At 37.9% G+C, this 25,931-nt stretch carries 30 protein-coding genes and 1 other annotated feature; of the genes, 12 read left to right on the top strand and 18 right to left on the bottom strand.

Annotation, left to right across the window (positions count from 1 at the left end; translation table 11 throughout):
- Window positions 1-201: 201 nt before the first annotated feature.
- Window positions 202-1,458: an MFS transporter gene (locus M3183_RS18830; RefSeq protein WP_251472099.1), complete on the bottom strand. Its 1,257-nt coding sequence runs from the start codon at window positions 1,456-1,458 to the stop codon at window positions 202-204.
- Window positions 1,459-1,689: 231 nt separating this feature from the next.
- On the opposite strand from M3183_RS18830, the gene M3183_RS18825 reads away from it, so the two are divergent.
- Window positions 1,690-2,343, top strand: a complete 654-nt coding sequence (locus tag M3183_RS18825; protein ID WP_311315383.1) for a DsbA family oxidoreductase — start codon at window positions 1,690-1,692, stop codon at window positions 2,341-2,343.
- A gap of 114 nt (window positions 2,344-2,457) precedes the next feature.
- On the opposite strand, the gene M3183_RS18820 is transcribed toward M3183_RS18825, so the two are convergent.
- Window positions 2,458-2,898: an Lrp/AsnC family transcriptional regulator gene (locus M3183_RS18820; protein ID WP_251472098.1), complete on the bottom strand. Its 441-nt coding sequence runs from the start codon at window positions 2,896-2,898 to the stop codon at window positions 2,458-2,460.
- 117 nt (window positions 2,899-3,015) lie between these two features.
- Between M3183_RS18820 and M3183_RS18815 the strand changes: the two genes are divergently transcribed.
- Entirely contained in the window at window positions 3,016-3,561 is a 546-nt protein-coding gene (locus M3183_RS18815; protein ID WP_251472097.1) for a cysteine hydrolase family protein, read from the top strand.
- A 138-nt stretch (window positions 3,562-3,699) separates the two neighbouring features.
- Window positions 3,700-3,920, top strand: a binding site (T-box leader).
- Window positions 3,921-3,980: 60 nt separating this feature from the next.
- The gene (locus tag M3183_RS18810) at window positions 3,981-5,687 is read left to right on the top strand and encodes a 2-isopropylmalate synthase (protein ID WP_251472095.1); all 1,707 of its coding nucleotides are present in this window, start codon (window positions 3,981-3,983) and stop codon (window positions 5,685-5,687) included.
- A gap of 116 nt (window positions 5,688-5,803) precedes the next feature.
- On the opposite strand, the gene M3183_RS18805 is transcribed toward M3183_RS18810, so the two are convergent.
- From M3183_RS18805 to M3183_RS18795, 3 genes are all read right to left on the bottom strand, one after another.
- Window positions 5,804-5,977, bottom strand: a complete 174-nt coding sequence (locus M3183_RS18805) for a hypothetical protein (protein WP_251472094.1) — start codon at window positions 5,975-5,977, stop codon at window positions 5,804-5,806.
- Between the two features lie 185 nt (window positions 5,978-6,162).
- On the bottom strand, window positions 6,163-7,743 hold the full coding sequence (locus tag M3183_RS18800; RefSeq protein ID WP_251472136.1) for a bifunctional metallophosphatase/5'-nucleotidase: 1,581 nt from the start codon (window positions 7,741-7,743) through the stop codon (window positions 6,163-6,165).
- 264 nt (window positions 7,744-8,007) lie between these two features.
- Window positions 8,008-8,868 (bottom strand): hypothetical protein, encoded by an 861-nt coding sequence (locus M3183_RS18795; RefSeq protein ID WP_251472093.1) that lies wholly within the window; start codon window positions 8,866-8,868, stop codon window positions 8,008-8,010.
- A 508-nt stretch (window positions 8,869-9,376) separates the two neighbouring features.
- Here M3183_RS18795 and M3183_RS18790 point away from each other — a divergent pair.
- Window positions 9,377-9,601: a hypothetical protein gene (locus tag M3183_RS18790; protein ID WP_251472092.1), complete on the top strand. Its 225-nt coding sequence runs from the start codon at window positions 9,377-9,379 to the stop codon at window positions 9,599-9,601.
- Between the two features lie 44 nt (window positions 9,602-9,645).
- Here the strand turns inward: M3183_RS18790 and mnhG are convergent, their stop codons facing one another.
- Genes mnhG through M3183_RS18755 form a run of 7 tightly spaced genes read right to left on the bottom strand, consistent with a single transcriptional unit; the run spans window position 9,646 to window position 15,415 of the window.
- Window positions 9,646-10,014 (bottom strand): monovalent cation/H(+) antiporter subunit G, encoded by a 369-nt coding sequence (mnhG, locus tag M3183_RS18785; RefSeq protein WP_251472091.1) that lies wholly within the window; start codon window positions 10,012-10,014, stop codon window positions 9,646-9,648.
- Window positions 9,998-10,282, bottom strand: a complete 285-nt coding sequence (locus M3183_RS18780; RefSeq protein WP_251472090.1) for a Na(+)/H(+) antiporter subunit F1 — start codon at window positions 10,280-10,282, stop codon at window positions 9,998-10,000. Before M3183_RS18780 ends, mnhG begins: the two co-directional genes overlap by 17 nt.
- Window positions 10,282-10,758 carry a Na+/H+ antiporter subunit E gene (locus M3183_RS18775; RefSeq protein WP_251472089.1) on the bottom strand — a complete coding sequence of 159 codons (477 nt, stop codon included), beginning with the start codon at window positions 10,756-10,758 and terminating at the stop codon, window positions 10,282-10,284. Before M3183_RS18775 ends, M3183_RS18780 begins: the two co-directional genes overlap by 1 nt.
- A gap of 5 nt (window positions 10,759-10,763) precedes the next feature.
- Window positions 10,764-12,254 (bottom strand): Na+/H+ antiporter subunit D, encoded by a 1,491-nt coding sequence (locus M3183_RS18770; RefSeq protein WP_251472088.1) that lies wholly within the window; start codon window positions 12,252-12,254, stop codon window positions 10,764-10,766.
- Window positions 12,247-12,588 carry a Na(+)/H(+) antiporter subunit C gene (locus tag M3183_RS18765; RefSeq protein ID WP_251472086.1) on the bottom strand — a complete coding sequence of 114 codons (342 nt, stop codon included), beginning with the start codon at window positions 12,586-12,588 and terminating at the stop codon, window positions 12,247-12,249. Before M3183_RS18765 ends, M3183_RS18770 begins: the two co-directional genes overlap by 8 nt.
- Window positions 12,588-13,013 (bottom strand): Na(+)/H(+) antiporter subunit B, encoded by a 426-nt coding sequence (locus M3183_RS18760; protein WP_251472084.1) that lies wholly within the window; start codon window positions 13,011-13,013, stop codon window positions 12,588-12,590. The genes M3183_RS18765 and M3183_RS18760 overlap by 1 nt, the downstream gene beginning before the upstream one ends.
- On the bottom strand, window positions 13,010-15,415 hold the full coding sequence (locus M3183_RS18755; protein WP_251472082.1) for a Na+/H+ antiporter subunit A: 2,406 nt from the start codon (window positions 15,413-15,415) through the stop codon (window positions 13,010-13,012). Before M3183_RS18755 ends, M3183_RS18760 begins: the two co-directional genes overlap by 4 nt.
- A 728-nt stretch (window positions 15,416-16,143) precedes the next feature.
- Here M3183_RS18755 and M3183_RS18750 point away from each other — a divergent pair.
- Both M3183_RS18750 and sstT read left to right on the top strand, forming a co-directional pair.
- Window positions 16,144-16,872, top strand: coding sequence for a TerC family protein (locus M3183_RS18750; RefSeq protein WP_396953736.1), 729 nt, complete (start codon window positions 16,144-16,146; stop codon window positions 16,870-16,872).
- A gap of 197 nt (window positions 16,873-17,069) precedes the next feature.
- Window positions 17,070-18,302: a serine/threonine transporter SstT gene (gene sstT / locus M3183_RS18745; protein WP_251472080.1), complete on the top strand. Its 1,233-nt coding sequence runs from the start codon at window positions 17,070-17,072 to the stop codon at window positions 18,300-18,302.
- Between the two features lie 21 nt (window positions 18,303-18,323).
- On the opposite strand, the gene M3183_RS18740 is transcribed toward sstT, so the two are convergent.
- The gene (locus M3183_RS18740; RefSeq protein ID WP_251472079.1) at window positions 18,324-18,722 is read right to left on the bottom strand and encodes a DUF6220 domain-containing protein; all 399 of its coding nucleotides are present in this window, start codon (window positions 18,720-18,722) and stop codon (window positions 18,324-18,326) included.
- A gap of 201 nt (window positions 18,723-18,923) precedes the next feature.
- On the opposite strand from M3183_RS18740, the gene M3183_RS18735 reads away from it, so the two are divergent.
- From M3183_RS18735 to M3183_RS18720, 4 genes are all read left to right on the top strand, one after another.
- Window positions 18,924-19,319: a VOC family protein gene (locus M3183_RS18735; RefSeq protein ID WP_251472078.1), complete on the top strand. Its 396-nt coding sequence runs from the start codon at window positions 18,924-18,926 to the stop codon at window positions 19,317-19,319.
- 20 nt (window positions 19,320-19,339) lie between these two features.
- A complete protein-coding gene (locus M3183_RS18730; protein ID WP_251472077.1) occupies window positions 19,340-19,726 on the top strand; it encodes a VOC family protein in 387 nt (128 codons plus the stop codon).
- Between the two features lie 6 nt (window positions 19,727-19,732).
- Window positions 19,733-20,218, top strand: coding sequence for a GNAT family N-acetyltransferase (locus tag M3183_RS18725; RefSeq protein WP_251472076.1), 486 nt, complete (start codon window positions 19,733-19,735; stop codon window positions 20,216-20,218).
- A gap of 274 nt (window positions 20,219-20,492) precedes the next feature.
- Window positions 20,493-20,984: a hypothetical protein gene (locus M3183_RS18720; protein ID WP_251472075.1), complete on the top strand. Its 492-nt coding sequence runs from the start codon at window positions 20,493-20,495 to the stop codon at window positions 20,982-20,984.
- A gap of 257 nt (window positions 20,985-21,241) precedes the next feature.
- Here M3183_RS18720 and M3183_RS18715 read toward each other — a convergent pair whose 3' ends face one another.
- Entirely contained in the window at window positions 21,242-21,886 is a 645-nt protein-coding gene (locus M3183_RS18715; protein ID WP_251472074.1) for a GGDEF domain-containing protein, read from the bottom strand.
- A gap of 14 nt (window positions 21,887-21,900) precedes the next feature.
- A complete protein-coding gene (locus M3183_RS18710) occupies window positions 21,901-22,824 on the bottom strand; it encodes an HD-GYP domain-containing protein (RefSeq protein ID WP_251472072.1) in 924 nt (307 codons plus the stop codon).
- Window positions 22,825-23,026: 202 nt separating this feature from the next.
- Between M3183_RS18710 and M3183_RS18705 the strand changes: the two genes are divergently transcribed.
- Window positions 23,027-23,323, top strand: a complete 297-nt coding sequence (locus M3183_RS18705; protein ID WP_251472071.1) for a HesB/YadR/YfhF family protein — start codon at window positions 23,027-23,029, stop codon at window positions 23,321-23,323.
- Window positions 23,324-23,628: 305 nt separating this feature from the next.
- On the opposite strand, the gene M3183_RS18700 is transcribed toward M3183_RS18705, so the two are convergent.
- Window positions 23,629-24,021, bottom strand: coding sequence for a C40 family peptidase (locus tag M3183_RS18700; RefSeq protein WP_251472070.1), 393 nt, complete (start codon window positions 24,019-24,021; stop codon window positions 23,629-23,631).
- A gap of 167 nt (window positions 24,022-24,188) precedes the next feature.
- Between M3183_RS18700 and M3183_RS18695 the strand changes: the two genes are divergently transcribed.
- Entirely contained in the window at window positions 24,189-25,064 is an 876-nt protein-coding gene (locus tag M3183_RS18695) for a proline iminopeptidase-family hydrolase (protein WP_251472069.1), read from the top strand.
- Window positions 25,065-25,269: 205 nt separating this feature from the next.
- Here the strand turns inward: M3183_RS18695 and M3183_RS18690 are convergent, their stop codons facing one another.
- Together M3183_RS18690 and M3183_RS18685 are read right to left on the bottom strand one after the other, a co-directional pair.
- Entirely contained in the window at window positions 25,270-25,689 is a 420-nt protein-coding gene (locus M3183_RS18690) for a hypothetical protein (RefSeq protein ID WP_251472068.1), read from the bottom strand.
- 104 nt (window positions 25,690-25,793) lie between these two features.
- Window positions 25,794-25,931: IS3 family transposase (locus tag M3183_RS18685; RefSeq protein WP_251472132.1), on the bottom strand; the 138-nt coding region annotated here is incomplete at its 5' end.

Here is a 25,931-nt window from a genome sequence, read left to right as displayed (position 1 = left end):
TACGCGCGAGACACAGCAATTGACGATCCCGCGCACTAAAAAGAGTTCATAGTGCGCGAGTGGCGCTGCTTTTGATTTTCCAACCTTCCCAGGCTCCTTTCCATTTACCCGTGTGAGCACCAAATAGAGCATGCCGGAAAAAAGAGCCTGGTTCCTTTTCCCGTGCGTGTGCCAAAGGAGTGTATATGATATAAAGAAATCCTAATTAGAAATAGATTTCTCCTCCCGCATTCTTTCTCTTTCCTTAATAATACTCACACCAATCAATCCAATGATGGAGAAGGCAGCAGGCGTGATGAACCCGTAAAAGTAACCGGCACTTAGACCGCCAGATGCCGATTCAAAGTAATCCAATATCTTTCCAAAAATGCTTGGCAGCAAGACAGCACTTAGAAATCCACCGGTATTGGCAAACCCTGAGACAATTCCTGATTCATGTAAAGGAAAAGACTGTCGGACGCAAGCAAATGTTAAGGCATTTGCTCCATATGCAAGGCCGATAATAAAAAACAAAACAATTAGTATGTGTAACGGCGGATTCCCTTTAAACAACAGAAAGGCAGACCAGCATAATATAAGAATGATATGAACCACAATATACGGACGTTTAATGGAATTCAGCCTGCTTGAAATCCAGCCGGATAATGGAGCCCCGATAAGAGCCCCGACTAGACCAATTAAAATAAGCTGACTTGCATGTGATCGTGTCATGTCATACATATTCATCCCATAGGGTACAGCCCAAGAGCTGATAAACCCTACATATGTGCCAACAATCCCAAAGTGACAAAAAAATAATCCCCATGCCTGCCGGGTAGAAAAAATTCTTCGCAGTAAAACCCACGTTTTTTCACGTTGTATATTATTTTTAACAAATATGGACTGCTTTGGTTTTTTTACTAGGATAAAATAAAGCCAAATTCCACATAAACATAATAGCAGTCCTGCTGAAAAAAATGCCCCCCTCCAGCCAAGCAAGGTAATCCATGCGGCAAAAGGGACCGTTGCCAAAAGGAAACCCAGGCTTCCTGTCGCAGCCGCTACACCAATTAATCGGGTAAATTCTTTTTTGCTAAACCACTGACTCAAAATCAACACTGTGTTGACCCATATGGTTGCATCTCCGGTTCCTGTCATAATTCTCGCTAAAAATAAGACAAATTCATGAGTGCCAAAACTATAAATGATGGTCCCCAAGCCTGTAAGAAATGCCCCTGTAATGAGAAAAAAATTGGGCCCAAAACGGTCAGCCAAGAGCCCCATCGGAATTTGCAGTCCTGTATAGACAAAAAATTGGATACTTGTCAGCAGGCCTATTGTAGTAGCTGTTACATGAAAATCATTCATGATTTGGTCTATCACCAGACCAGGTGCAGTCCGTTGACTGGACATAATCAAATAGGTAAATAAAACAGAAGCAAATACAACCCATCTAAACTTACTATTTTGTTTGTCCAATGATTTATACCTCTGTATATTTTTTACTTATATACATATGGATTTCCTTGAACGGTAGAAGAAAGTTTTTTTGAAAAAGGGTTAATGGTAAAACTTGAAACCGTCGATTGCTTGAGTCACATTGTGTGTAAAAAACAAGCCTGTCACTTATACTAGAATAGAGAAAACGATTTGGAGGGATTATCAGTGCAAATTGAAATGTGGACTGACTTCGCTTGACCATTTTGCTATATTGGCAAACGGCATCTGGAGGATGCCATTAAACAGATTGACCACCCAATAGACGTGACATATCGGTGCTACGAATTAGATCCATCAGCAGGAAGGGATATTAAAGAAAATATCTATGAATCTCTAGCTAAAAAATATGGTATGAGTATTGAACAAGCGAAAGCAAATACTCAAAACATGGTACAAATGGCGAAGAATGCTGGATTGGATTATCAGATGGATACTCTTATTTTAACTAATACTTTCGATGCCCACCGGTTGACCATGTATGCTAAATCGCAGGGGTTAATGAAAGAAATGACAGAACGGATTTTACGGGCTCATTTTAGTGAATCAAAGCACATAGGGGATCATCAAACATTGGCGGATTTGGCTGTTGAAGTTGGTTTGAACCGTGAGGCTGTTGAAAAGCTGCTGGCAAGTGATGAAATGACGGCAGAGGTCCGTGCAGATGAGCAGGCTGCCCAGCAGTATCGGATTACAGGTGTCCCATTTTTCCTAATCAATAAAAAATACGCGCTTTCAGGTGCACAGCCAGTTGAGGTTTTTGTCCAAGCTTTAAATAAAGTCATTGCTGAGGATGAAATTGTTGTTTTAAATACAGAAGATGGCTTGAACTGTGACGAAAATGGGTGTGAAATTCCTAAGAAATAGAGGGTCGGTATCATTGAATTGTCTTGAATGATTGCAGATCTTGCAGAACCTAATAAAAATAAACAAGAAAAGGCTGCCAAATGACTGGCAGCCTTTTCTTATGAATCAGGATTGTCATGTTGCAGACAAAGGATGGCGCCGCTTTATCTCTTGAATGGATAAAGATAAACTATAGTTCCCATATTCCAGAAGTTTATCGAGAAACTGATTCAAATGCTCTTGGGATTCCACCTTTATTGTTATATGGTAACAGCCTCTTCCAGATATTCGATGTCCTTCAACAACCTCATTTTGGTCTTGAACAAAACGAATAAACGAATCATGATTATTGGTTTTTAAATAGACAATGACAAATGCCGTAAATGATAGTCCTAATTTTAATTCATTGATGATAAGGGAGTAAGCTTTAATAACACCATTGTCCTCGAGTTTTTTTATCCGATTCCCGACTGCCTGCCCGGTCATATGAATTTGTTCTCCTAATTCTTTCCATTGGATACGTGAATTTTCGGATAAAATCCGAAGTATTTGAAAATCAATTTTATCAAGTTCCATATAAATTCCTTTCGCAATGAAATGATTTGATCAGAAAGTGTTTCATCAGTGTATCGATAAAAATCAAAATATTATGTACAATTCTATTATAATTTATTTTTTAATGAGGTGAAAAGTATGAGCACAGCTTTACTTATAGTGGATATTCAAAATGATTATTTTCCAAAAGGAAGGATGGAATTAAGCAATCCAGTAAAAGCCGCAGATAACGCACGTAGAATCCTTGAAATGTTTAGACAGAATCACGATCCCATTTTTCATATTCAACATATTTCAATCAATGAAGGAGCGGGCTTCTTTCTTCCAAACACGGAGGGAGCCAATATAAATGAAGCAGTTTTACCGCTGGAAAATGAAAGTATTATTGTCAAACATTCACCGAATAGCTTTTTCCAAACCGAATTAGAAAGCAAATTAAAAGAAAACGGGGTGACTAAGCTGGTGATTGTGGGTATGATGACACATATGTGTATTGATGCGACAGTACGTGCTGCAAAGGAGCTGGGGTTTGAAACCACACTTATCGAGGATGCATGTACAACAACGGACTTAAGGTATCAAGATAAGGTTGTACCGGCTGAGCAGGTACATTATGCGTTTATTGGTGCACTTAATGGGATGTATGCCAACATTGTTTCGACTGAGGCGTTTTTGCGGCAATAATAACACTTTGTCTGGTCACTTCTTTAATTTGATGGATTTTGTCGAATTTTATTTATTATAAAAAAATTGCCCATAAAGTCTTGATTATTTTTAATAGTGGGTGTAGAATGAGAAAAATCAAAAAATTCCAACGAGATATAAAACACAATGAATGGGAGTATTAAGGAATTCCTATTGTTTAGAGAGCTGCCGGGTGGTGAAAGGCAGTCAATAAATTCCCCAACTCGCCCAGGAGTGGTAAGGCTGACATGTAGGCCTTAACGGTTGACCGCCGTAATCAAGTCATAAAGTGGATTCGTACAGTTTTAGTGCGAATCAAGAAGAGTGGTACCACGTAGGCAAAGCCTGTCGTCTCTTATGAGATGATAGGCTTTTTTATTTTCTATTGGATGATTAAAAAGTAAAGGTGGATGTTACGAATGAAAAATGTTGAAAAATATGCAAGAGGATATTTTATGCCTCCAGTGAAAAGCTTAAAGTGGACAGAGAAAGAATATATTACAGAAGCGCCGACATGGTGCAGTGTTGATCTAAGGGATGGAAACCAGGCATTGGTGATCCCAATGAATTTGGAGGAGAAGCTTGAATATTTTCAAATGCTCTTGGAAGTAGGTTTCAAGGAAATTGAAGTAGGCTTTCCGGCTGCGTCTGAAACAGAATTTCAGTTCCTTCGTACATTAATCGAAAAGGATATGATTCCTGAGGACGTAACCGTTCAAGTATTGACACAGTCAAGGGATCATATTATTGAAAAAACATTTGAAGCATTAAAAGGGGTAAACAAAGCAGTTGTCCACCTTTACAACTCGACTTCTGTTGCCCAGCGCGAGCAGGTTTTTCGGAAATCTGAAGAAGAAATTATTAATATTGCTGTAAGCGGAGCAAAAATGCTAAAAGAATATGCGGCTAAAACAGAAGGAAATTTCCAATTCCAGTATTCACCAGAGAGCTTTACTGGAACCGAGATGGAATTTGCGCTTGAAATCTGTAACCGGGTGCTGGACGTTTGGCAGCCAACAGCTGACAATAAGGTGATTATTAACCTGCCTGCAACCGTTTCGATGTCCATGCCGCACGTGTATGCAAGCCAAATTGAATTTATGAGCGATCATCTTAACTACCGTGATAATGTCATCTTGTCTGTTCACCCACACAATGACAGGGGAACAGGAGTAGCTGATGCAGAGCTTGCCATGCTTGCAGGAGCACAGCGTGTGGAAGGAACACTGTTTGGCAATGGTGAAAGAACTGGAAACGTCGATATTGTCACCTTAGCTCTCAACATGTTTTCACATGGTGTAGACCCGCACCTTCATTTTGAAAACATCCGTGAAATCATTGCGGCTTGTGAAAAGTTAACGAGAATGAAAGTCCATGAAAGACACCCATATGGCGGTGAACTAGTCTTTACAGCATTCTCCGGCTCTCACCAAGATGCCATTGCAAAAGGAATGAAATGGCGCGAAGAAGAAGAGCGTCAGTATTGGACAGTTCCATATCTATTAATTGATCCAAAAGATATCGGCAGAGAGTACGAGGGGGATATCATCCGGATTAACAGTCAATCTGGTAAAGGCGGAATCGGCTACATACTGGAGCAAAATTTTGGTCTCGATCTCCCTGCTAAAATGCGTGAAAACTTTGGCTATCATGTCAAAAATGTTTCAGACCATCTGCATAAAGAACTTATGCCTGATGAAATTCTTGACATCTTTAAGAAGGAATATGTCAATATTGCTTCGCCGGTAGAGTTTATAAAATATAGTTTCACTCATAATGAAGAATATGAAACTGTTGTTTCCATGCGAATCAGTGATGAGGTTCACGAATTTACAGGTGTTGGTAATGGAAAGCTGGATGCCATCAACAATGTTCTCCAAAACAATTTGGGAATCAATTATAAAGATTTAGTCTATAAGGAGCATGCGCTGGAGATTGGCTCCAAGTCTAATGCTGCCTCATATGTAGGCATTACGACTGAAAATGGTACAGTTTATTGGGGCTGTGGTATCGACCCTGATATTATGACTTCTTCAATCAAAGGGCTTTTCAGTGCCGTTAACAATTTGATCACAAGCACCCAGCTCCCAATTGAAGAAGGAATTTTCTCGCTTATAAAGGAATAATAAAAAATTAGAATGTTGATATATCAGTATTCTTAAAACGTAAAAAGGGGCATCCATTAGTCGAATATCGACTTATTGGATAGCCCCTTTTATTTTCTGTTACTTACTTTTACAGCTTATTGACCAGAATTGTTATCTTCAGTTTGTGACCCATCATTTTGGGAGTTATCGTCTGTTTGTTCTGTGTTCGAATCATCTGTTTTTGAACTAGTATTTGAGCATGCTGTTGCAGCTCCGAGTAACATGAATGCTGACATCAAAGCAAATAACCATTTTTTGAAAGATTTCATTTTTCTTCCTCCTTGAATGTTGCATTTTGTATTACAGTCTTATCATACAAGCTTTCAAGGAAAAAAGAAGGTAATTTACCATATCCTAACATTACTTAACGTGATCAAAAGGTTTCATTAATAGTTTACATTCAAATTTTACATATAATTTACGAAAACTACTTCTTGGCATAGTTCTATCCTATTTAATTTATTTTTGCGATACGGCCATCGATGTAGGAAGTAAATGTCTGCTTATGCTGTATCACGTAATTTTTTAAAACATCTATATCAAACGGACCTGCCACTTTATTTTTCCCTTCGAGCAGCACAGTGAAATTATCACCGCCAGCAGCTAGATAGCTGTTCACGGTTACGGTGTAATTTTTTTCAGGCTGAATGGAACTACCGTCTGAATCAAAAATATCGACTACTTTGTTTCCTGCGGCTTTATCTGTACCCCAGGTATATTTCAAACCAGAAATTTGCAGCATCCTCACTTGGTTCTCCTGCCATTGCTGATTTAAAAGCCTGTGGATTTGGTCTCCGGTTAATGTCATCTTTACAAGTTGAAAGTGAAATGGCAATGTCGTTAACAAGGATTCATACGTAACTTTTCCAGATGGGATGTCTGCACGGATTCCACCGGGGTTCATAAAGGCAAAATCAGTATTCATCATCGTTCGCTGTGAATCGGCGATTAGATTTCCTAGAGCAGACTCACCGTTTTCATTTTTAGTACTGGTAATATCGTTTTCTGCCGTTCCCACTATTTCATTAACGACGGAGTCGACTTCAGCTTCGTACTTTTCAATCACTTTCTTGATTTCCTTATCTGGTTTAATGGAATCTTGATAGGTCATAACAATTTCAGCTTGTTTACTGACGACATCTTTTGTCACGGGATCAATCTCCAGGTCGATGTCAGAAAAAGCTGTTCCGTACGAATAGGCTTGAACAAGAAGCTTTCCGTCTACCACCGTATTGAGATATGTGTGACTATGGCCGGCGAACAAGACGTCCACCTCATCATCTATTCGTTTGGACATTTCTACGATTTCACCGGTTGGGGTATCATTTGGAGCGGATTGTCTGCCTGAATTATGGGCCAGTACGATAATGGCCTTGACTCCTTGTTCTTTTAGTTCTGCAGCCGCGTTATTAATGGCCGTCACTTCATCAATAAATGTTATTCCTTCTATAGCTGAAGAATTAACCATTGTGGGGGTTTCATCTAAAACAATGCCAATGAATCCGATGGGAATGCCACCAAATTTGGCAATTTTATAAGGAGGGAGGATGGGTTTACTCGTCTCTAGGTTTATCACGTTGGCACATATATAGGGGAATTGGGCTCCTTCAAAGTATCCTGTCTTTTGGTGGAATCCTCCTTGAATCAACCGCATCATTTCTTTTTTACCCTGATCAAATTCGTGATTTCCCAGGATTCCTAAATCAAATCCTAATTTGTTTAATAGTTCAATCGTTGGTACATCATTTATTAGTGAGGAAACTGGTGCGCTTGCGCCAACCATATCACCAACATGAACTAAAAGGGTGTTTTTGTTTTTCTCTTTCCTTTCCTTTAAATAGGAAGCCAGATAATCGGCTCTACCGACATCCCTTCCATTAAACTGGCGGGTGACATTTAATTGCCCGTGAAAATCGTTTACTCCAAGTAATTGGACTTGAATGAAACGCTTCTTATCATTCGTGGTGTAGGTGGTTGTACTTTGGGTTTCATGTATTCCAGATGCTAAAACAAAACCCGCAGTAATGGTTGTCATAAGAAAAAAAGCAGCTCCTGCTTTTTTGTATGCATTCCAATTCAAAGTTTTTTCCCCTCCTAATCCTCAGGTAGTTACATTTTTAGGATAAAGAAGGAATGTTAATTGCTTTTGAAAATAGGGTGAATTTTCTGTAAATAATACATTCTGAAATATAATATCCCTCATTAATTGGTAACATTGGATCTATACTATATTATTTTAACAAAACAAAATTCCAGCTTGCATTATGTTTTAGTGGTGGGACTTTTTTTCGTTTTCCAACTAATTTAACCAGTCATATAAAACAGATTCCTCTTCATCATGCAGCCAGTCGTAAAGAATGACATTCGTTTTATCAGAAATAGAAGTGTTTTCCTTTTGTGTTTCACACTGCTTCATAGAGAAAAATTGATACAATTTTTCCATTAAGATTCCGTAATAATAGGCAATTGGCTTTCTAATGGTGTTTGTAAATTTAAGTTTTCTTATTAATTGCTTAAAAGACTGGAGAGCATAATCCACAACCATGTCTGTTTCATGCTGCAATTCAAATTTAAATGCAGCTATTTGGGCCATATGCCAATATTCTTCTATAAGCTTTGCTTCAGGGAAGAAGTATTTAACCTCCAGAATAAATGTCTGCGGAACACGATTGTTTACAAAGGTATGATCTAATTCAGACGGTTCTTGGTTACGTTTAATGATCTTTTGATTTGTAGTTTTAAAAAGATAACCAGTTTCTTTTGGCTGGCTCATTTGTTTTGGTGGTTCATTATCGGGAAACCGATTGAAAACATATAAATTGCTGGATTGTGAACCATTTTTTCTTTCCGTTTCGTACACGGTAAAGATGCCTAAGTTCTTTGCCTTACCAATCATTCGTTTAAAAGTAGAGCGAGAAATTCCGTTATTATGGTATTCTTGATGAATGGCTTTAAGAATGGTGCCAATTTTTGCATTACAGATGCCTGGTATCTTGGCAGCAAAACGGACCAGCCGCTTTAATCCAATTAATTCCCCTTTTGAAAAATCTTTTTTATGTACGCTCAGCCACATTTCTAAATGGTGATTAAATTCTGTAAGACTTCCAAATTGTGAAAACTCTTCAAATCGTTCGATATTCCCTGATTTTAAATTCATCATCTAGAGCCACCCTTGTTTTTTCCTTTAAGATAACGGGTTTGGCTGGTTCTAGCGAATATCCAAAAATCCAATTTGGACTCCATTTTGGGGGTCAAATGGCGTTTTTGGCTTCAAAATTTGCTTTTTGGAGCTATTTTTTGCTATTTCGGATCAATTTCTGATTATTTTTTCTATACCATTCATCCAAATCTGCATGTCGCTAGTATCCATTTTAGTAGAGTGATATAATATTTTTGGAATGAAGAGGGTGTGTAAAAATAAGAAAGGGCAGGCGAGAAAAAATGGATTATGGACTGTATTTAATGTTCGGATTGTTTGTGACAGCAATGATTGCAACTTCAGTTATGTTCTCTAAAATGATGAAGGAAGAATAGATAGAATCTTACACTTACTTAAACGGCACACAGTTGCCGTTTTTTCTTTTATATGCTGTTAAACGCGGCTTTAGTTTTTCAAGAATAAAAAACAGATGGTGGTGCAAACTCTCCTATGAAGGGAGTTATACATAGTGAAAAAGAAAATGATAACATGTTCGTTTATTTTTTTATTTATATTTTCAGCAGCTTTTCTGTTGCAGCAAAAAAACCAACTGGAATTTTTTGAGAAGCAAATGGATTCAACCATTGAAAATGTAAACATTCTTCCATTAGGTACACAAGTGGACCAAGTCCAAAGAAGGATGGTTGAAAAATTTAGACCCAGAGAATATGTACGAATTGCCGAGTCTTTATGAAAAATGTTCCAAGCTGCATACTTGGAACATTTTTCAATCCTAGTTTAATCCACAGATGATTTATTCAGCATTTTTTTATTGTATTCCCTTAAATCATCCCGAATACTTTGATCCCAAAGCTTTACTCCTGAATTATAGGCTGCCCTGTTAATTAAATGGCCTGAAATAGGGGAGGTCATGAACAGGAACGCGATGCCAAGAATCAACCTTGAATTAACATGCCCTTCAAGGGTAAAAAAATATAGAAAAGTCCCCAATAATATCAACATTACGCCTAAAGTGGCTGCCTTTGATGCTGCATGATTTCTTGTGTACACGTCAGGAAGCCTGATGACCCCAAAGGAAGCAATTAGACACAAAAGAGCACCGCAAAGAATGAAAAATCCAATTAGAAAATTAACGAGTACGTTCATGTTCAATAATAACTCCCTTTTCCAAATATTTTGCGAAGGCTACAGTTCCAATAAAGGCAAGTATGCCTATTAGAAGGATGATTTCAAGAAAAGCATGAGATTTTAAGACAATTGAAATCAGAGCCGTAATCGCCACAAGGTTAACACCGATTGCATCAAGAGCAATGACACGGTCTGGCACGGTAGGACCTTTGATGACCCGGTAAATCAGCCCGAGCATGGAAAGGGAGCAGCATAATAAAGAAATTCGAATTACAATTTCAAGCATTACCGGCTCACCTCCAAAATGGCTTTCTCAAATGTATTTTTAATTCCGCTAATTTCATCTTGTACTTCACCAATATCCATTGCATGAACAAATAATGTTCGATTGTCTTCTGATATGTCAATGACAAGAGTGCCAGGTGTTAAGGTAATTAAGCTGGACAAAAGGGTGATTTGCCAGTCCTTTGTTAAATTTGTCTGTAAGGCAAAGATACCGGGATGCATCGTTAGTTTTGGTTTTAACACGATTTTAACGATCGCGATATTCGATAAAAGCAGTTCTTTTAAAAAGATCAAAGTAAGCTTAATAAATGACCAGATTCGAAATAGATAAAAGCGGCTTCTAAAAAAACGTCTTAAAACAAAAATGACTACCAGCCCAAACAAATACCCCTTCACAAAGCTAACAGGATCAAAAGAAACCTTAATAAACATCCACAAATAAGCTAGTACAATATTTAATAAAATTTGAAATGCCACTTTAATCACTCCTTTAGGACAGCTTTAATATAATGATCAGGATTTGCTAAAGTATCAGCTGCCTGAGATATATAAGGTAAAAAAACCTCTGAATTCACTCCATAAAAAGCAGAAATAGCCACCATAATGACTGGAGAGATTAAAAGCCATTTTACAGGCGGCTTTTCTTCCCCATGAAGGGTTTGGTCTTGACCCCAAAAACCGTTGATGAAAATTTTCATGACTGAAAATAATACAAGAAGACTTGAAAGCAGCACAATCCCTGCACTTATATAACTTTTTCCTTCGAACCCTCCTTGTACGATCAGCAGTTTGCCAACAAACCCGCTTAAAGGAGGGATGCCGGCTAAAGCTAAAGCTGCAATAAAGAAGGTCCAGGCAAGCCCTGGATAATGGCGCATGAGTCCGCTGAATTGTTTTAAATTCGACGTTCCTGTTATGATAATCAGAATGCCAACCAGTAAAAACAGTCCTGCTTTAATGATCATGTCATGGACCAAATAGTATACCGCTCCGGTAAGGGAATTCGGATTTAAGACAGATACTCCGTAAAGGATTACACCTACAGCAACGATGATATTGTATATGATGATTTTCTTCACATCCCAATAGGCCAATGCTCCAATTACCCCAACAACAATTGAAAGTACTGATAATATAGATAGGATCTGGAACGTGAAGTCGATATCATGGTAGAAAAACAGTGTGTATGTTCGTGTAATCGAATAGACCCCGACTTTGGTTAATAAGGCGCCGAAAAGGGCCAATACAGGTGCCGGCGGTGCAAAGTAGGAGCCCGGCATCCAAAAAAAGAGCGGAAAAATGGCCCCTTTTAAACCAAAGACAATTAAAAACATCATGGCAATAACTGTTAAAATACCTGGCATTCCATTTTCACTGATTTTGCTGATCCTTTCAGAAATATGGGCCATATTCAGCGTCCCGACAACTGAATATAAATAGGCAACGGCAATGACAAACAATGCAGATGAAATGATATTGACCAGCAAATACTTAATGGATTCCCTTAATTGAATTTTTGTACCCCCCAGTACCAGCAGGACATACGAAGACATCAGCATAACTTCAAAAAAGACAAAAAGGTTAAACAGATCACCAGTTGTGAAAGCCCCGTTAACACCAACAATCAAAAAGTTAAAAACAGGGTAGTAGTAATATTTTTCACTTTCTTCCCCAATCGATTTAAAGGAGTAAATTAAACAAACAAACGCAATGATACTTGTTGTAAATACTAATAGGGCTGAGAACATATCACTTACTAACGTAATCCCAAATGGTGCATCCCAACTTCCCATATTAAGAGATTGAATCCCGTCCCGATGGACTTTTTGAATGATGAAGAAAGCTGCTATCATGGTGCCGATGGATGATAGAACCGCTATAACACGCTGTGCCATAATTCTTTTGTTCAGGCAGATTAAAACGGCACCAGTCAACAGCGGAATTAATATAGGTAATATGATTAAATTAGTCATTTTGCTCTGATCCTTTCATATCTTCGACGTTGTCTGTTCCCAGTTCTTGATAGGACCTGTAAGCCAAAACCAAGAAAAAGGCAGTAACACCAAAGCTGATGACAATCGCTGTTAAAATTAATGCCTGCGGCAGGGGATCTGTATAGTGTTCAGCATGTTCACCCAGCAAAGGGACTGTCCCTCTTTTTAATCCCCCCATCGTTAAAATAAGAAGATGTGCACCATGGCTTAATAAACCAGTTCCGATAATAATACGAAGTAAACTTTTTGACAGCATTAAATAGGTTGCAGTCATAAATAATATTCCAATGACAAAAGCCATTAGTATTTCCATTATTCATCCTCTCCTATCGTTAGAATAATGGTCATCGTAACACCGATAACAACAAAATAAACGCCTAAATCGAAAATGGTGGCTGTATGAAGCGCTAAATCTCCCAGTACAGGCACTTCAACATGTGTAAAGACATGGGTTAAAAAAGGAACATTAAAGAATAGGGCACCTGCACTCGTTCCGATTGAGAATAATAATCCTATGGCTGTGACAATTCGATAGTCAACAGGTAAGATTTTTTGAACCGTTTTTATATCATAAGTAATTAATAGCAGGACAATCGCTCCCGCTGTCATCAATCCGCCGATAAAGCCGCCGCCCGGATAATAGTGGCCGGCGGTGAAAATATAAATGGAAAAAAGGACGATGAAGAAAAGCAGCAATTTTAAGGCTGTTTCGAGAATCATATTGTTTGGCTGTCTCATCCATCTTTCCTCCTATATATCCTTAATTTAATCATCCCATAGATGCCTAAAGAGGCAATCGCGAGTACGGTAATCTCAAAAAGAGTATCAAAGCCGCGAAAATCCACTAGGATGACGTTCACCATGTTTTTTCCGGCTGCTTCTTCATAAGTATTTTCCACATAGTACTTCGAGATAGAATGAAACAGTTTCTGGCTGTGTGCAGAAAGCGCGATGGCTGTTACAACCAATCCCACTCCAACTGAAACCAGGGCATTTGTAATTTTAAATCTCATTCGTGTTTCATATCGGTGAAATTTTGGCAAGTGATAAAAACAGACTAAGAATAATGCGACAGAAATCGTTTCAATTACCAGTTGAGTTAAAGCCAAATCCGGTGCTCTAAAAAGGACGTAGTATAGTGAAACGGTATATCCAACAGCACCTAGCAGAATGATGGAAGTCATTCTGGATTTGACAAATAAGATGCTTATGGAGCTAACTACCACAAAGAGGGCTAAGACACATTCGTAAATTCCAATGGAAGAAACATTGCTTGAGTCTAGACGAAAGGCCTCTTTCCAGTAGAGTGTCAACAATAAGATTAAAATAAAAAAAGCAAAAATATAGACAAGATAAGAGTGAATCGAACCGGTCATATATTTGTTTGTTACTTTATAAGAGACTGATTGAGATCCCTCCATAAGGCGGTCATAAAGATGAAAAAGTGAAAACTTCTTAGGCATAATTCCATATGCTTTTATCCACTTAGGCAACGTCTTATAAAGAATAATTCCCAATAAAATAACACCCAATGTCATAAAAACTTCAATCGTAAAGCCGTGCCAAAATGAAATATGAACCACAAATTCCTCGCCCGCACCTAAAAGACTGGGCAGAATAGAAGCCATTGCTGGGGAAATCAGGCTTTCTGATAATAGATTTGGGAAAAGGCCAAAAATGATAACCAGAGACACCAGAATGACAGGAGGAATCAGCATCCCTAAAGGTGCTTCATGCGGTTTTTTTTCAAGCTTTTCTGGCTGATGTTTTCCAGTAAACGTTTTGAAAAAAAGCATCATACTATAAAGAAATGTAAAGATACTGGCGACCCACGCGATTATAGGAAATAAAACTCCCACTGTTTCCAGATTGAAAATATCCATTTGTGTCACTCGAACCATAGCTGTAAAAAACATCTCTTTACTTAGGAATCCATTGAAGGGGGGAAGTCCCGCCATAGAGAAGGTTCCAATCAGAGAGATGGTAAAGGTAATCGGCATAAAATGCATAAGTCCGCCAAGCTTACGGATATCCCTCGTTCCGGTTTCATGATCGATAATACCTGCAACCATGAACAGGCTCCCTTTAAATGTTGCATGGTTGATTAGATGGAAAATCGCTGCTGTTACAGCAACAGTAAAGATATTGTTATCTAATGCATCATAGTGAAGCGCAGCTGAACCAACACCAAGTAATGACATAATCATTCCAAGCTGACTTACGGTCGAGAAAGCAAGAATACCCTTTAAATCTGTTTGCTTGATAGCAAACACGGAACCCCAAGTTAAGGTAATCATCCCGACTCCTGCAACCAGCCAAAACCAAACACTAGATACTCCAAATACTGGGGTTAACCGTGCTACTAAGTAAATACCGGCTTTTACCATTGTGGCTGAATGCAAATAAGCACTAACAGGTGTTGGGGCTTCCATCGCATCAGGAAGCCAAATGTAGAAAGGAAATTGAGCCGACTTGGTAAAGGCCCCCAGCAAAACGCAAATCAATGCAGGTACAAATAAGTCATGTTGGAATAATACAGGAGATTGATGAATAATTTCCGTGATACTGAATGTTCCTGTCATGATATACAAAAGGATGATTCCGCCCAGCATGGAGAGACCGCCAAATACCGTAATTAACATCGACTTTTGTGCACCATAACGGGATTGATCACGTTCATACCAGAAACCAATTAACAGAAAGGAAGAAAAACTTGTTAATTCCCAAAATGCATACATCACAACGAGGTTATCTGATAAAACAATCCCAAGCATTGCCCCCATAAAAAGTAATAAATAGACATAAAAAGTATTTAACTTTTCTTTATCCTTCGCCAAATAATAGATAGAATAAGAAACAACCAAAGCCCCGATACCCGTAATTAAGAGGGCAAATAGAAGGCCGAGACCATCTGCTTTTGCTGTGAAGTTGATCCCTAGAGAGGGAATCCATTGCATGGATTCGATTACAGTATTTTGTTTTGTTATGTTTGTTAGAAAAGAAAGAAAATAGATAAGCAAAAGTACAGGGAGCGGGAGAACAAACCATCCCGTATGTATTCGATGAAAATTTTTATAAAAAATTGGAATGAAAATTGAATATAATAATGGCGAAACAATCGCTATGTGCAGTAAAGACAATACAAATCCTCTCCTAAAATAAATTTTAGATCAATAATCTCTCATAATTCTTAATGAATAGTAAAGCCGGAACACTTGATGAAAATGACACAATGAATCCTCCCACTCCTTATCATTTGTATAAAATTTTTAAAAGATACAAAAAGAGTCCGTTACCAAAGGGCATAACAATCCCTTGGTGACAGACTCCTCCGTAAACTTCCAATATATTATTTACATGTATAATAACATATTTGCGATTAGAAAGAAAAGTGCAAATTTTATGTAAATCAAGGTGCATTAGAGACATACCCTCCGATTTACATATAGGTTGATATATATTCTCTATTACCTACATATTTATAAACAATGGCGGTTTTGTTTTCTCTGACTCCCTTTTAAAGCAATGATTGGAGTTGATTTTTTGTATAGGAATAAAAATGTAAATTTAATCATCTTTTTACTCTTTTGCTTGCTCATCATACTTATTATTAATGTTTTTCTCCACGTTAGAATTTATATCGTTTATTCAACAGGAGTCGGCCCCATCTTATTAATTTTTCTTATTATTTTTCTAATAGTATTACTTTATTTTAAAGGGTAAAATGCCCTTTTAGTTTAGCGGCTTATTTGTGTAATCAGCTCCTAAAATCCTGTGAGTTCTTATCAAGATGTTCCAGTCATATATTTAAGAGAAGGACAGGCTTAGTTGAAAAGAAAACCATAAGGAAAGGATTTAGGTTAAAAAGATGGACTTCCTACACCAAATTTTAAGCACTTATAGTACCTTTTTTTCGATGGAAGCATTGGAGCAGGTGATCTCAAGTCCGGCCAGCTGGGGAGTGATTGGTTCACTAATCATCCTAGAGGGGTTATTATCAGCAGATAATGCACTTGTGTTAGCCGTCATGGTAAAGCATTTACCTAAAAAACAAAGAAAGAAAGCCCTCTTTTACGGGATTTTCGGAGCCTATTTCTTTCGCGTTTTGGCAATTGGATTAGGGGTATCTTTCATTCATATTCCATGGTTCAAAATTATTTGCGGCCATTATCTGCTATATATTGTCTTTCAAAACCTTTTCATGAAAAACGAGGAGGAAGATACTGGTGCCAGCAAAAAAGCAGGTTTTTGGCGCACGGTTTTAACAGTCGAACTAATGGATATAGCTTTTAGTATTGACAGTGTGGTTGCGGCATTCGGGGTTTCGAATCAGGTATGGGTATTATTTTTGGGAGGCGTGCTAGGAATTTTAATGATGAGAGGTGTCGCACAACTATTCTTGAAATTGATTGAAAAAGTTCCGGAATTTGAAATGACTGCCTTTATTCTCATTGCGATCATCGGTGTTAAGATGATTATGTCTGCATTTGGTTTCCATATGAATGAAGTTCTTTTCTTTAGTATTCTAATAGCCATATTCTTTGGAACTTTCCTTATTCACCTATTTAGCAGGAATTCAGGCAATGAACCAACATAAAAGACTGCGATCATGCAGTCTTTTTTCTATTGGCTTTTAAATGTAATATAATAATTCTGATATTCTTTTTCCCTTTAAATTGCTATTGTAAGATATCTAAATATTCCTTATAATATTAAACAATAGAAACAATACTTTAGTGAAAAAATGAAATGATAGGAATTTGTCATGGATTTGGAATTTTAGGGGGAGATTTTTTGAAAAACCTATTGAAAAAGTGGAATCGAATAAGTTTGGTAAAACAAATCATTGCAGGATTGATTGTTGGTATTATTCTAGCATTGACGATTCCAGAAACGGCAAAACCTATCGTTATTTTTGGTTCGTTATTTGTTGGGGCATTAAAAGCTATTGCACCTGTATTGGTCTTATTCTTAGTCATGGCGGCAATCTCACAGCATAAGAGCGGTCATCAAACCAATATGAAATCCATTATTGTGCTTTATCTGTTAGGTACATTTTTAGCAGGTCTAACCGCTGTAATTGCCAGTTTTATGTTCCCAGTAACCTTAAAACTAGGAGCAGGTGCGGAGGATGTGACGGCTCCTGGCGGTGTTGCAGAGGTTCTTAAGACATTACTCATGAACATCGTGGATAATCCAGTAAAAGCTATCTATAACGCTAATTATATTGGAATACTATCCTGGGCGCTTGTGTTGGGATTCGCTTTAAAAAATGCATCTGATTCAACAAAGACAGTGATTTCGAACTTATCGGAGGCTGTGTCCAAAATAGTTACGTGGGTCATTAAATTTGCTCCGCTTGGAATCATGGGTCTTGTATTTGAATCCATAACCACAAATGGACTTGAATCATTACTCGGTTATGGAAGATTACTGGTTGTATTAATAGGATGCATGTTCTTTGTCGCTTTGGTTGTCAATCCCGTCATTGTGTATGCTGCTACTCGGCAAAATCCGTATCCCCTCGTATTTACATGTTTGAAGGAGAGCGGGATTACAGCATTTTTTACACGCAGTTCAGCCGCAAACATTCCCGTCAATATGAACTTATGTGAAAAGCTAGGATTGAATAAAGATACCTATTCTGTCTCAATCCCATTAGGAGCAACGATCAATATGGCAGGTGCGGCAGTTACGATCTCGGTACTATCGCTTGCTGCGGTCCATACTCTTGGGATTCAAGTAGATATTCCAACAGCCATCATCCTGAGCGTGCTGTCAGCTGTATGTGCGTGTGGTGCCTCAGGTGTTGCCGGCGGTTCATTATTATTAATCCCGCTTGCCTGCAGTCTGTTCGGAATTTCAAATGATGTAGCAATGACAGTAGTGGGTGTCGGTTTTATCGTCGGTGTCCTACAAGATTCTTGTGAAACAGCACTTAACTCATCTACAGACGTTCTATTTACAGCAACTGCTGAATTTAGAAAAAGACGTAAAGAAGGCAATACTATTCAAAAAACAGCATAATTAACTTGAAGACCAGCTCCATTAGGTATGCTGGTCTTCTTTATGTTTGGGCATAATTGCCTTCCATGCTTTGGATAAACTAAGCACTGACAGCCAGATTAAGAAAATAGCGAAAACAGGATGGGCTGCAGCAACGACTGGGATTTGAGCTGTAATATTTGCTGTGAAATACATTGCAAAAATGGAAAAAATGAGACCTGCTGTCTGCCAGTGAATCTTTTTTGACATTTTACCAATTAAAGCACTTATGAGCATTAAAATTGGAAGAGTCAGTCCAAAATAATGAACAAAAGAAACGTGTTTCCCCCAGTTAACTGGGTTTACAAAAACAGCCATTCCAGCGAAAAATACTTGAATAAATAAACATCCTGCTAAAATAAGTGCAAGTAAAAAATAGATAATTCTTGATGTTTTCTTCATGACATATTTCATCCTTTCTTTCATTCTTCGTTCACTCTTTTAGTTTAATAAAATGATGATTGTTTCAATATGTCCTGAAGATGTAGATTTCACTAAGTCTAGAGCTGTATAGGAGTTAAAATTCCTTTTGTAATGGCACTGATAGGTTTTCATGTGGTAAAGTTTAAACAAGAAGTTTATAAAACGAGGAGATTGATATTAATGGAAAAAGTAACCCCTTTTCTAATGTTTCAAGGGAATGCGGAAGAAGCGATGAACTATTATACTTCTATCATCGAGGATTCAAAAATATTAAATATTATTCGATATGAAACAAAGGAAGGAGGTCAAGAGGGAAGTGTCATGCAGGCGGTCTTTTCATTAAAGGGCCAGGAGTTCATGTGCATTGATAGCAATATTAAGCATGAATTTACGTTTACCCCTTCATTTTCTATATTTATCACCTGTGACACGGAAGAAGAAATTGACAAGCTTTATGGGGAGTTATCAAATGGCGGCCAGGCCCTCATGCCGTTAGGTGATTATTCTTTTAGTAAAAAATTCGGCTGGATCGTTGACAAGTTCGGTGTTTCATGGCAATTTACGTTGCCGCTCTAATAAGAAATGGAGTGAAGAAAATGATTGAACAGGTTGGACAAATTATGGTGTATGTTCAGAATCAGGATGAGGCAGTGAAATTTTGGACAGAAAAAGCAGGGTTTGTTGTTATTTCTGAAAACGATAATGGTCAGGGATTTAAATGGTTTGAAATTGCTCCAACAAAAGAAGCGGCAACAAGTATTGTTTTACATAATAAAGAATTGGTAGCAAAAATGCAGCCAGAATTACATTTAGGCACTCCTTCTTTAATGTTTTACTCAAAAAATCTAGATCAATTGTATAAGGATTTTAAGGAAAAAAATATTACGGTTGGAGAAATCGTCAACATGCCACATGGCAGAGTATTTAACTTTGCTGACCATGAAAATAATTATTTTGCAGTAATGGAGAAACAGGGGATGTAAAAGATTATGATTCAAGTAAGAAATGTAAAAATGGAGGACTTGCCCGAACTGATGACAATTGAAAATCTTTGTTTTACAAAAGAAGAAGCTGCCACAGAGGAGGCTTTTATAAAAAGAATTCAGGTCATTCCAGATAGCTTTTTTGTTGCTGAAGAAGAAGGCAGGATATTGGGCTTGGTCAATGGACCGGTTATTCAACAACCGTATATAACGGATGATCTATTTCAAGAAATCAAGGCCAATCCCGAAACTTCCGGACATCAAAGTATTCTCGGATTAGCGGTGTCCCCGGCATTCCAAAAACGCGGAATTGCCTCAAGATTATTAACCCATATAGAAAAAGAAGCAAAAGCAAAAAAACGTGAAACCATAACACTTACCTGTAAGGAAAATTTAATACCATTTTACCAAAGACACGGTTATATCAATGAAGGTGTTTCAAATTCCGAATACGGAGGAGTCACTTGGTATAATATGGTGAAAAAATTATAAAGATTGAGCATATATAAGCTGCCGATGTTCTTTGAATCAAATGAATCAGGCGTGGATTCTTCCCGTGGGAGGAGAAAAAGGGAGTTTGTGGGAAGAAAAGCCAGTTGATTTTGCCCGCCAGAATGAAGAACAGCAGGGTAAACGGTAAAAAACAGGTGTGGATTCTTCCCATGGGAGGAGAAAAAGGGAGCTGGCGGGAAGAAAAGCCGGTTGATTTTCCCCGCTGCAGAGTTGAGAAGTAGATTACGGTAAAAAACAGGCGCAGATTCTGCCCATGGGAGAAGCAAAAGGAAGCTGGCGGGAAGAAAAGTCGGCTGATTTTGCCCGCCAGAAGAAAGAACAGCAGGGTAACGGTAAAAAACAGGCGTGGATTCTTCCCATGGGAGGAGAAAAAGGGAGCTGGCGGGAAGAAAAGCCGGTTGATTTTCCCCGCCAGAAGGAAGAACAGCAGGGTGACGGTAAAAAACAGGTGTGGATTCTTCCCGTAGGAGAAGCAAAAGGGAGTTGGTGGGAAGAAAAGCCAGTTGATTTTGCCCGCCAGAAGGAAGAACAGCAGGGTAACGGTAAAAAACAGGTGTGGATTCTTCCCATGGGAGGAGAAAAAGGGAGCTGGCGGGAAGAAAAGCCGGTTGATTTTGCCCGCCAGAAGGAAGAACAGCAGGGTAACGGTAAAAAACAGGTGTGGATTCTTCCCATGGGAGGAGAAAAAGGGAGCTGGCGGGAAGAAAAGCCGGTTGATTTTCCCCGCTGCAGAGTTGAGAAGTAGATTTGCGGTAAAAAAACAAGTCCACATTCTCCAAGCTAGGGAAGAAAGGGGAAAAACCTGTAAAAAACACTTTTTATTTGCATGGAAAAGGCTACAAAAAGGTAAGAACGGTTAAAAGCCGGAATCTCGCTTACATATGTAAATTATTAAAATGTTCTTGCGCCAGTTCTGCATTTATTTTTATTATTAAACTCAGTTTGGCCTTCAAGCTTTATAGCAAGAAGGGACCAGCTCGATTTCCAGCTGGTCCCATTTCATTATTCCGCTAAATGCTTGATTTTCATATTGTACATTTTTTTGTCGGCCATTCGGAGCAAGGCATCTAAATTTGTTCCTTCATTAGGGTAAATCGACGTACCTATTGAAATGTTTAGTTCATTACCTGGCACGGGGTTGTTTTTTAACCTAGAATGGATACGGCCAATAATTTCCTCCAAATTTTCACTGTTTTTGATATTGGAACAGAATAAGATAAACTCGTCGCCTCCCCAGCGTGCCACAATATCGGATTTCCTTACACTTTCCTGCAATGTTTTGGCAAGAAATTTCAGGAGTTCATCCCCTTTTTGATGTCCAAGCTGATCATTTATGGTTTTAAAATTGTCAACATCAACTAGCAGGATGGCCACTTTTTGCTTGTTTCGGTCCGATATAGCCGTTATTTTTTGAAAAAATGGCTCAATAATTCTTCTGTTATAAACCTCTGTCAGAGTGTCTTTTTCCGAAAAATATTTAGCTCGATCATATTGCTTTCCAAAAAACCAGGCTAAACTGACCATAATAGGCAATCCGATAATTTCCAGCCAGCTTACAAAACCATCTCTATGGTAATAAAATAATATATAAAAAGTATTAATGCACAATACAAGTGCGAACGTTATAATCCTGCCTGTCATTTTCATTTTCGACTCAATCCTTATACAATATTTCTATTTAAATGATTTTGATTTTCAAATAGGCTGAGGAAAACGTCTGTAATTTCCGGATCAAATTGCGACCCTTTATTTTTTTCAATTTCTTTTAGGGTGCTTTCTAAATCAATTTCAGATCGGTAGATACGTTTTGAAGTCATGGCATCATATGTATCTGCAATTGCTAAAATCCTTGCGCCTAATGGGATTTGTTCTTCTACTAAACCTTTGGGGTATCCGAGGCCGTCATACCTTTCATGGTGATGCAGGACTATTTCCAGTATACCTTTTTCTTTAAATTCGGAAACATGTTTAATCATTTCATATCCAATTACCGGATGCCTTTTAATGATGCTATATTCTTCCTTTGTTAATCTTCCTGGCTTTAATAAAACATACTCTGGAATCCCAATTTTCCCGATATCGTGTAATAACCCGCCTTTATAAATGATATCGATTTCTTTTTTTGATAAATTCATCCTTTTGGCAATTTCTACCGCATAATGGGCAACATTTTGAGAATGGTGGGAAGTATATGTATCTCTTGAATCCAATGCTTTTGATAAAGCTTGTATTAATTCTAAATTATCCTTTTTAATTTTCTGTGTTCGTTTCATCAATTCTACTGATATAAACATGATTAATAAATAGGTTAACTCAAATATTAGGATGCTTTGGAGGTTCCACTGTCTAGGATCTATGATAAACCTCCCGGCAACAATAAATGTAGTATTTATGATTAAAAACCATACCGACTTATTGTTGAACCCAATGCCAAAAAAGATGGTCGCAATTAAAAAAAATATATAAATTTGGTCGTGATCAGTTTTTAGAAAATATAAAACAATGATTAAAGTGATGATTAAAAAGAAACCGCAGCGAAAATAGATAGGGTTATTTAACCACCTATTTAAAATCTTGGTGCTCATGAGAAATCCCTCGTTGAATTCTGTCGTCTCCACTGTATTTTACTATATTTTTAGTAAAAAAGTACTAATTTATATAAATCGTCAAAATTTTGACAAAGTCCGTCAATATTGTCTTTTTCCTCTCTTTACAATCCTTGATAAATCCCAACATATATGTCTAATATAAGAGGGAAAGAAAAAAGGGATTAAAGGTGATAAACACATGAAAATAAGCATTAGCGATAGAGCATTAGAATGGTTTAAAGAAGAAGTAGGGATGGGGGAAAATGGAAAAATTAAATTTTACTCGCAAATATATGGAAGCAGTCCGGTACAGGAAAATTATGCTCTTGCCTTTACGGTGGATAACGAACCGGTAGATTTGGCGGTAAAAACGGTTGCTGGGGGTATCACTTTTTATGTGGAGGGTTCTGATTTATGGTTTTTTAACGGCCATGATCTCCATGTGGATTACAATGAGAAAATAGATGAATTGGAATATATTTATACAAAAGAATAGCTTCAATATGATATAACCTTGGCTTATAGAACAGCAAATTGATAATATCGAACACCAGCTGCGAAAAAATCATATTGTTCGTTTTAATGTAAGTATTTGTGTAGGTGAAAGCGGGATCACTTTCACCGAAATCATCCGTAATCTTGAACGATTGGGGTTCATTCCGCCAATTTTGCCGGGGCAGTCTTGAAAGAAGATCAAGAGATTTATGGAAAAATTTTTCCCAAGTACGCATTAAAAGGTAAGGTCCTATTGAAACTGAAATTTAAACAAATGAAATCCCCGAATCTTGAATTCGGGGATTTTTAATAGATTCTTTTTGCCCCAATCAGCACTTTTCTCCATTTTAATCCTAATTTTGAGATGACAACTCTTTTACTTTTTGGAAATGTATGCAGGATCTTACCGTTTCCAAGATATAGGGCAACATGTCCAATCCTATTTAATCCTTTTCTCCTTTTTCGGGCGCTGGTGGTAAAAAACAAAAGATCCCCTTTTTTTATTTTTTGCAATGGGACGGGTGCACCGACTTGAAATTGTTGACGTGAATTTCGCGGAAGGGAGACACCATTCACTCTGAAAATATATTGGATAAAAGAGCTGCAATCAAAGGAATTGGACTGAAAGGGCGTTGCATTAAAAATATATGGCTTACCAAGGTGCTGGATTCCTGTATAAATTACTCTATCTGCAAACATTTTACCTCCAGAAAAACAGGATATAATCCAGCATATTATCCATAATGTCAAAAAGTTTGTACAAAGAGAATAGTGTATCGTACAATTTTTAGATAAGATTGCATGTTTGGTGTCATGCATCATGTGAGTCTGACACCGGGAATGTCACTAAGAAAGGTGAAGTGTAGATGAATAATGAAGGTTTTGTTGAGGTAACCGGGGGAAAAGTTTGGTATGAGAAATTTGATAATGATGGTGGCAGCACCCCTTTAATCGTTTTGCACGGCGGACCTGGATCGTCTTGTTATTCCCTTCAGGGGTTGAAGGAGCTGGCAAGGGATCGTCCTGTTATCCTTTATGATCAGTTAGGATGCGGCCGGTCCGACCGTCCTTCAGATACGTCCCTTTGGCATATTGAACGATTTGTCGAAGAATTAGGACAGATTCGTCAGGCACTGGCGCTTGATGAAGTACATATTCTTGGTCATTCATGGGGAACAACACTTGCTGCGGCATACTGTTTGACAGAGCCAAAGCCAGCAGGGGTGAAAAGCGTAATTTTCTCAAGTCCTTGTTTAAGTGCCCCAATGTGGGAAGCTGATCAACGGGAAAATTTGAAAAAGCTTCCGTTAGAAATTCAGGAAACGATTGAACGCTGTGAAGAAAATGGAACAACTGATTCGCCGGAGTTTGAAAAAGCAATAGAAGTGTTTGCTAAGCATTTCGTGAACAGATTAACTAAAAACCCGGAATGGATTGATCAAAAACCGAAGGATTATCGAAATCCTGAAGTTTACAATATCATGTGGGGTCCATCTGAGTTCACGGTAAAAGGGAATTTAAAAACATTTGATTGTACTTCTAGGCTAAAAAAGATTACCTGTCCAACACTTTTTACCTGCGGCCGATTTGATGAGGCAACACCGGAAACAACCGAGTACTACAGCTCTTTAACACCTGGTTCTAAATTCCATGTTTTTGAAAAGAGTGCCCATATGGCCTATATTGAGGAAGAAAAGGAATATTTGAAGGTCATCGGTGATTTTTTGAAATCAACCAAATAATCTTTTGAAACCCAACCATGAAAATGTGTTGGGTATATTTTTTAAATGATATTTTATTGGTAATGTCCAGAATGAAGAATTACGGGAAAAGGCAGAGGTAATATCGTCTTTTAGGGAAGTACTGTGGGACAAAACAGGCTATGGGAACAAGGTTATAGCTTTTGAGGAGAGTTCGAAATCGCGGAAAAAATAGGGGAGTGTAAAATTACACTTTTAAAATGTGGTTGAAAGACAATTTCACCTCTTCTTCTGTAATTTTGTCTTTCATCGCTTTGATGAGAGACAGTATCGTACTTTTTACAGAAATTTTGTCCTTCATAAGGCCGATGAAAGACAGTATCGTACTTTTTACCAGAATTTTGTCCTTCATAACGCCGATGAAAGACAGTATCGTACTTTTTACTGCAATTTTGTCCTTCATAACGCCGATGAAAGACAGTATCGTACTTTTTACAGAAATTTTGTCCTTCATAACGCCGATGAAAGACAGTATCGTACTTTTTACAGAAATTTTGTCCTTCATAACGCCGATGAAAGACAGTATCGTACTTTTCACAGAAATTTTGTCCTTCATAACCTCGATGAAAGACAGTTTTGTAGTTTTTACAGAAATTTTGTCCTTCATAACCTCGATGAAAGACAGTATCGTACTTTTTACAGAAATTTTGTCCTTCATAACGCCGATGAAAGACAGTATTGATCTGACCCCATAATGTTGGACAAAAAGTATTATGCTGATTGCTGGGTGGTAAGAAGCCTGTATTGTACAGGGCTCTTACCACCCAGCTTTTCTTTAATTCGATAATTGTTGTAATCATTTATCCAATGTGCCGCAGCCTGAGCGACCTCCTCAAAGGAATTGTAATC

It is taken from the genome of Neobacillus mesonae, assembly GCF_023715155.1.
Lineage (GTDB): Bacteria > Bacillota > Bacilli > Bacillales > Cytobacillaceae > Neobacillus > Neobacillus mesonae_A.
This window is presented reverse-complemented; position numbering and strand designations above follow the sequence as displayed.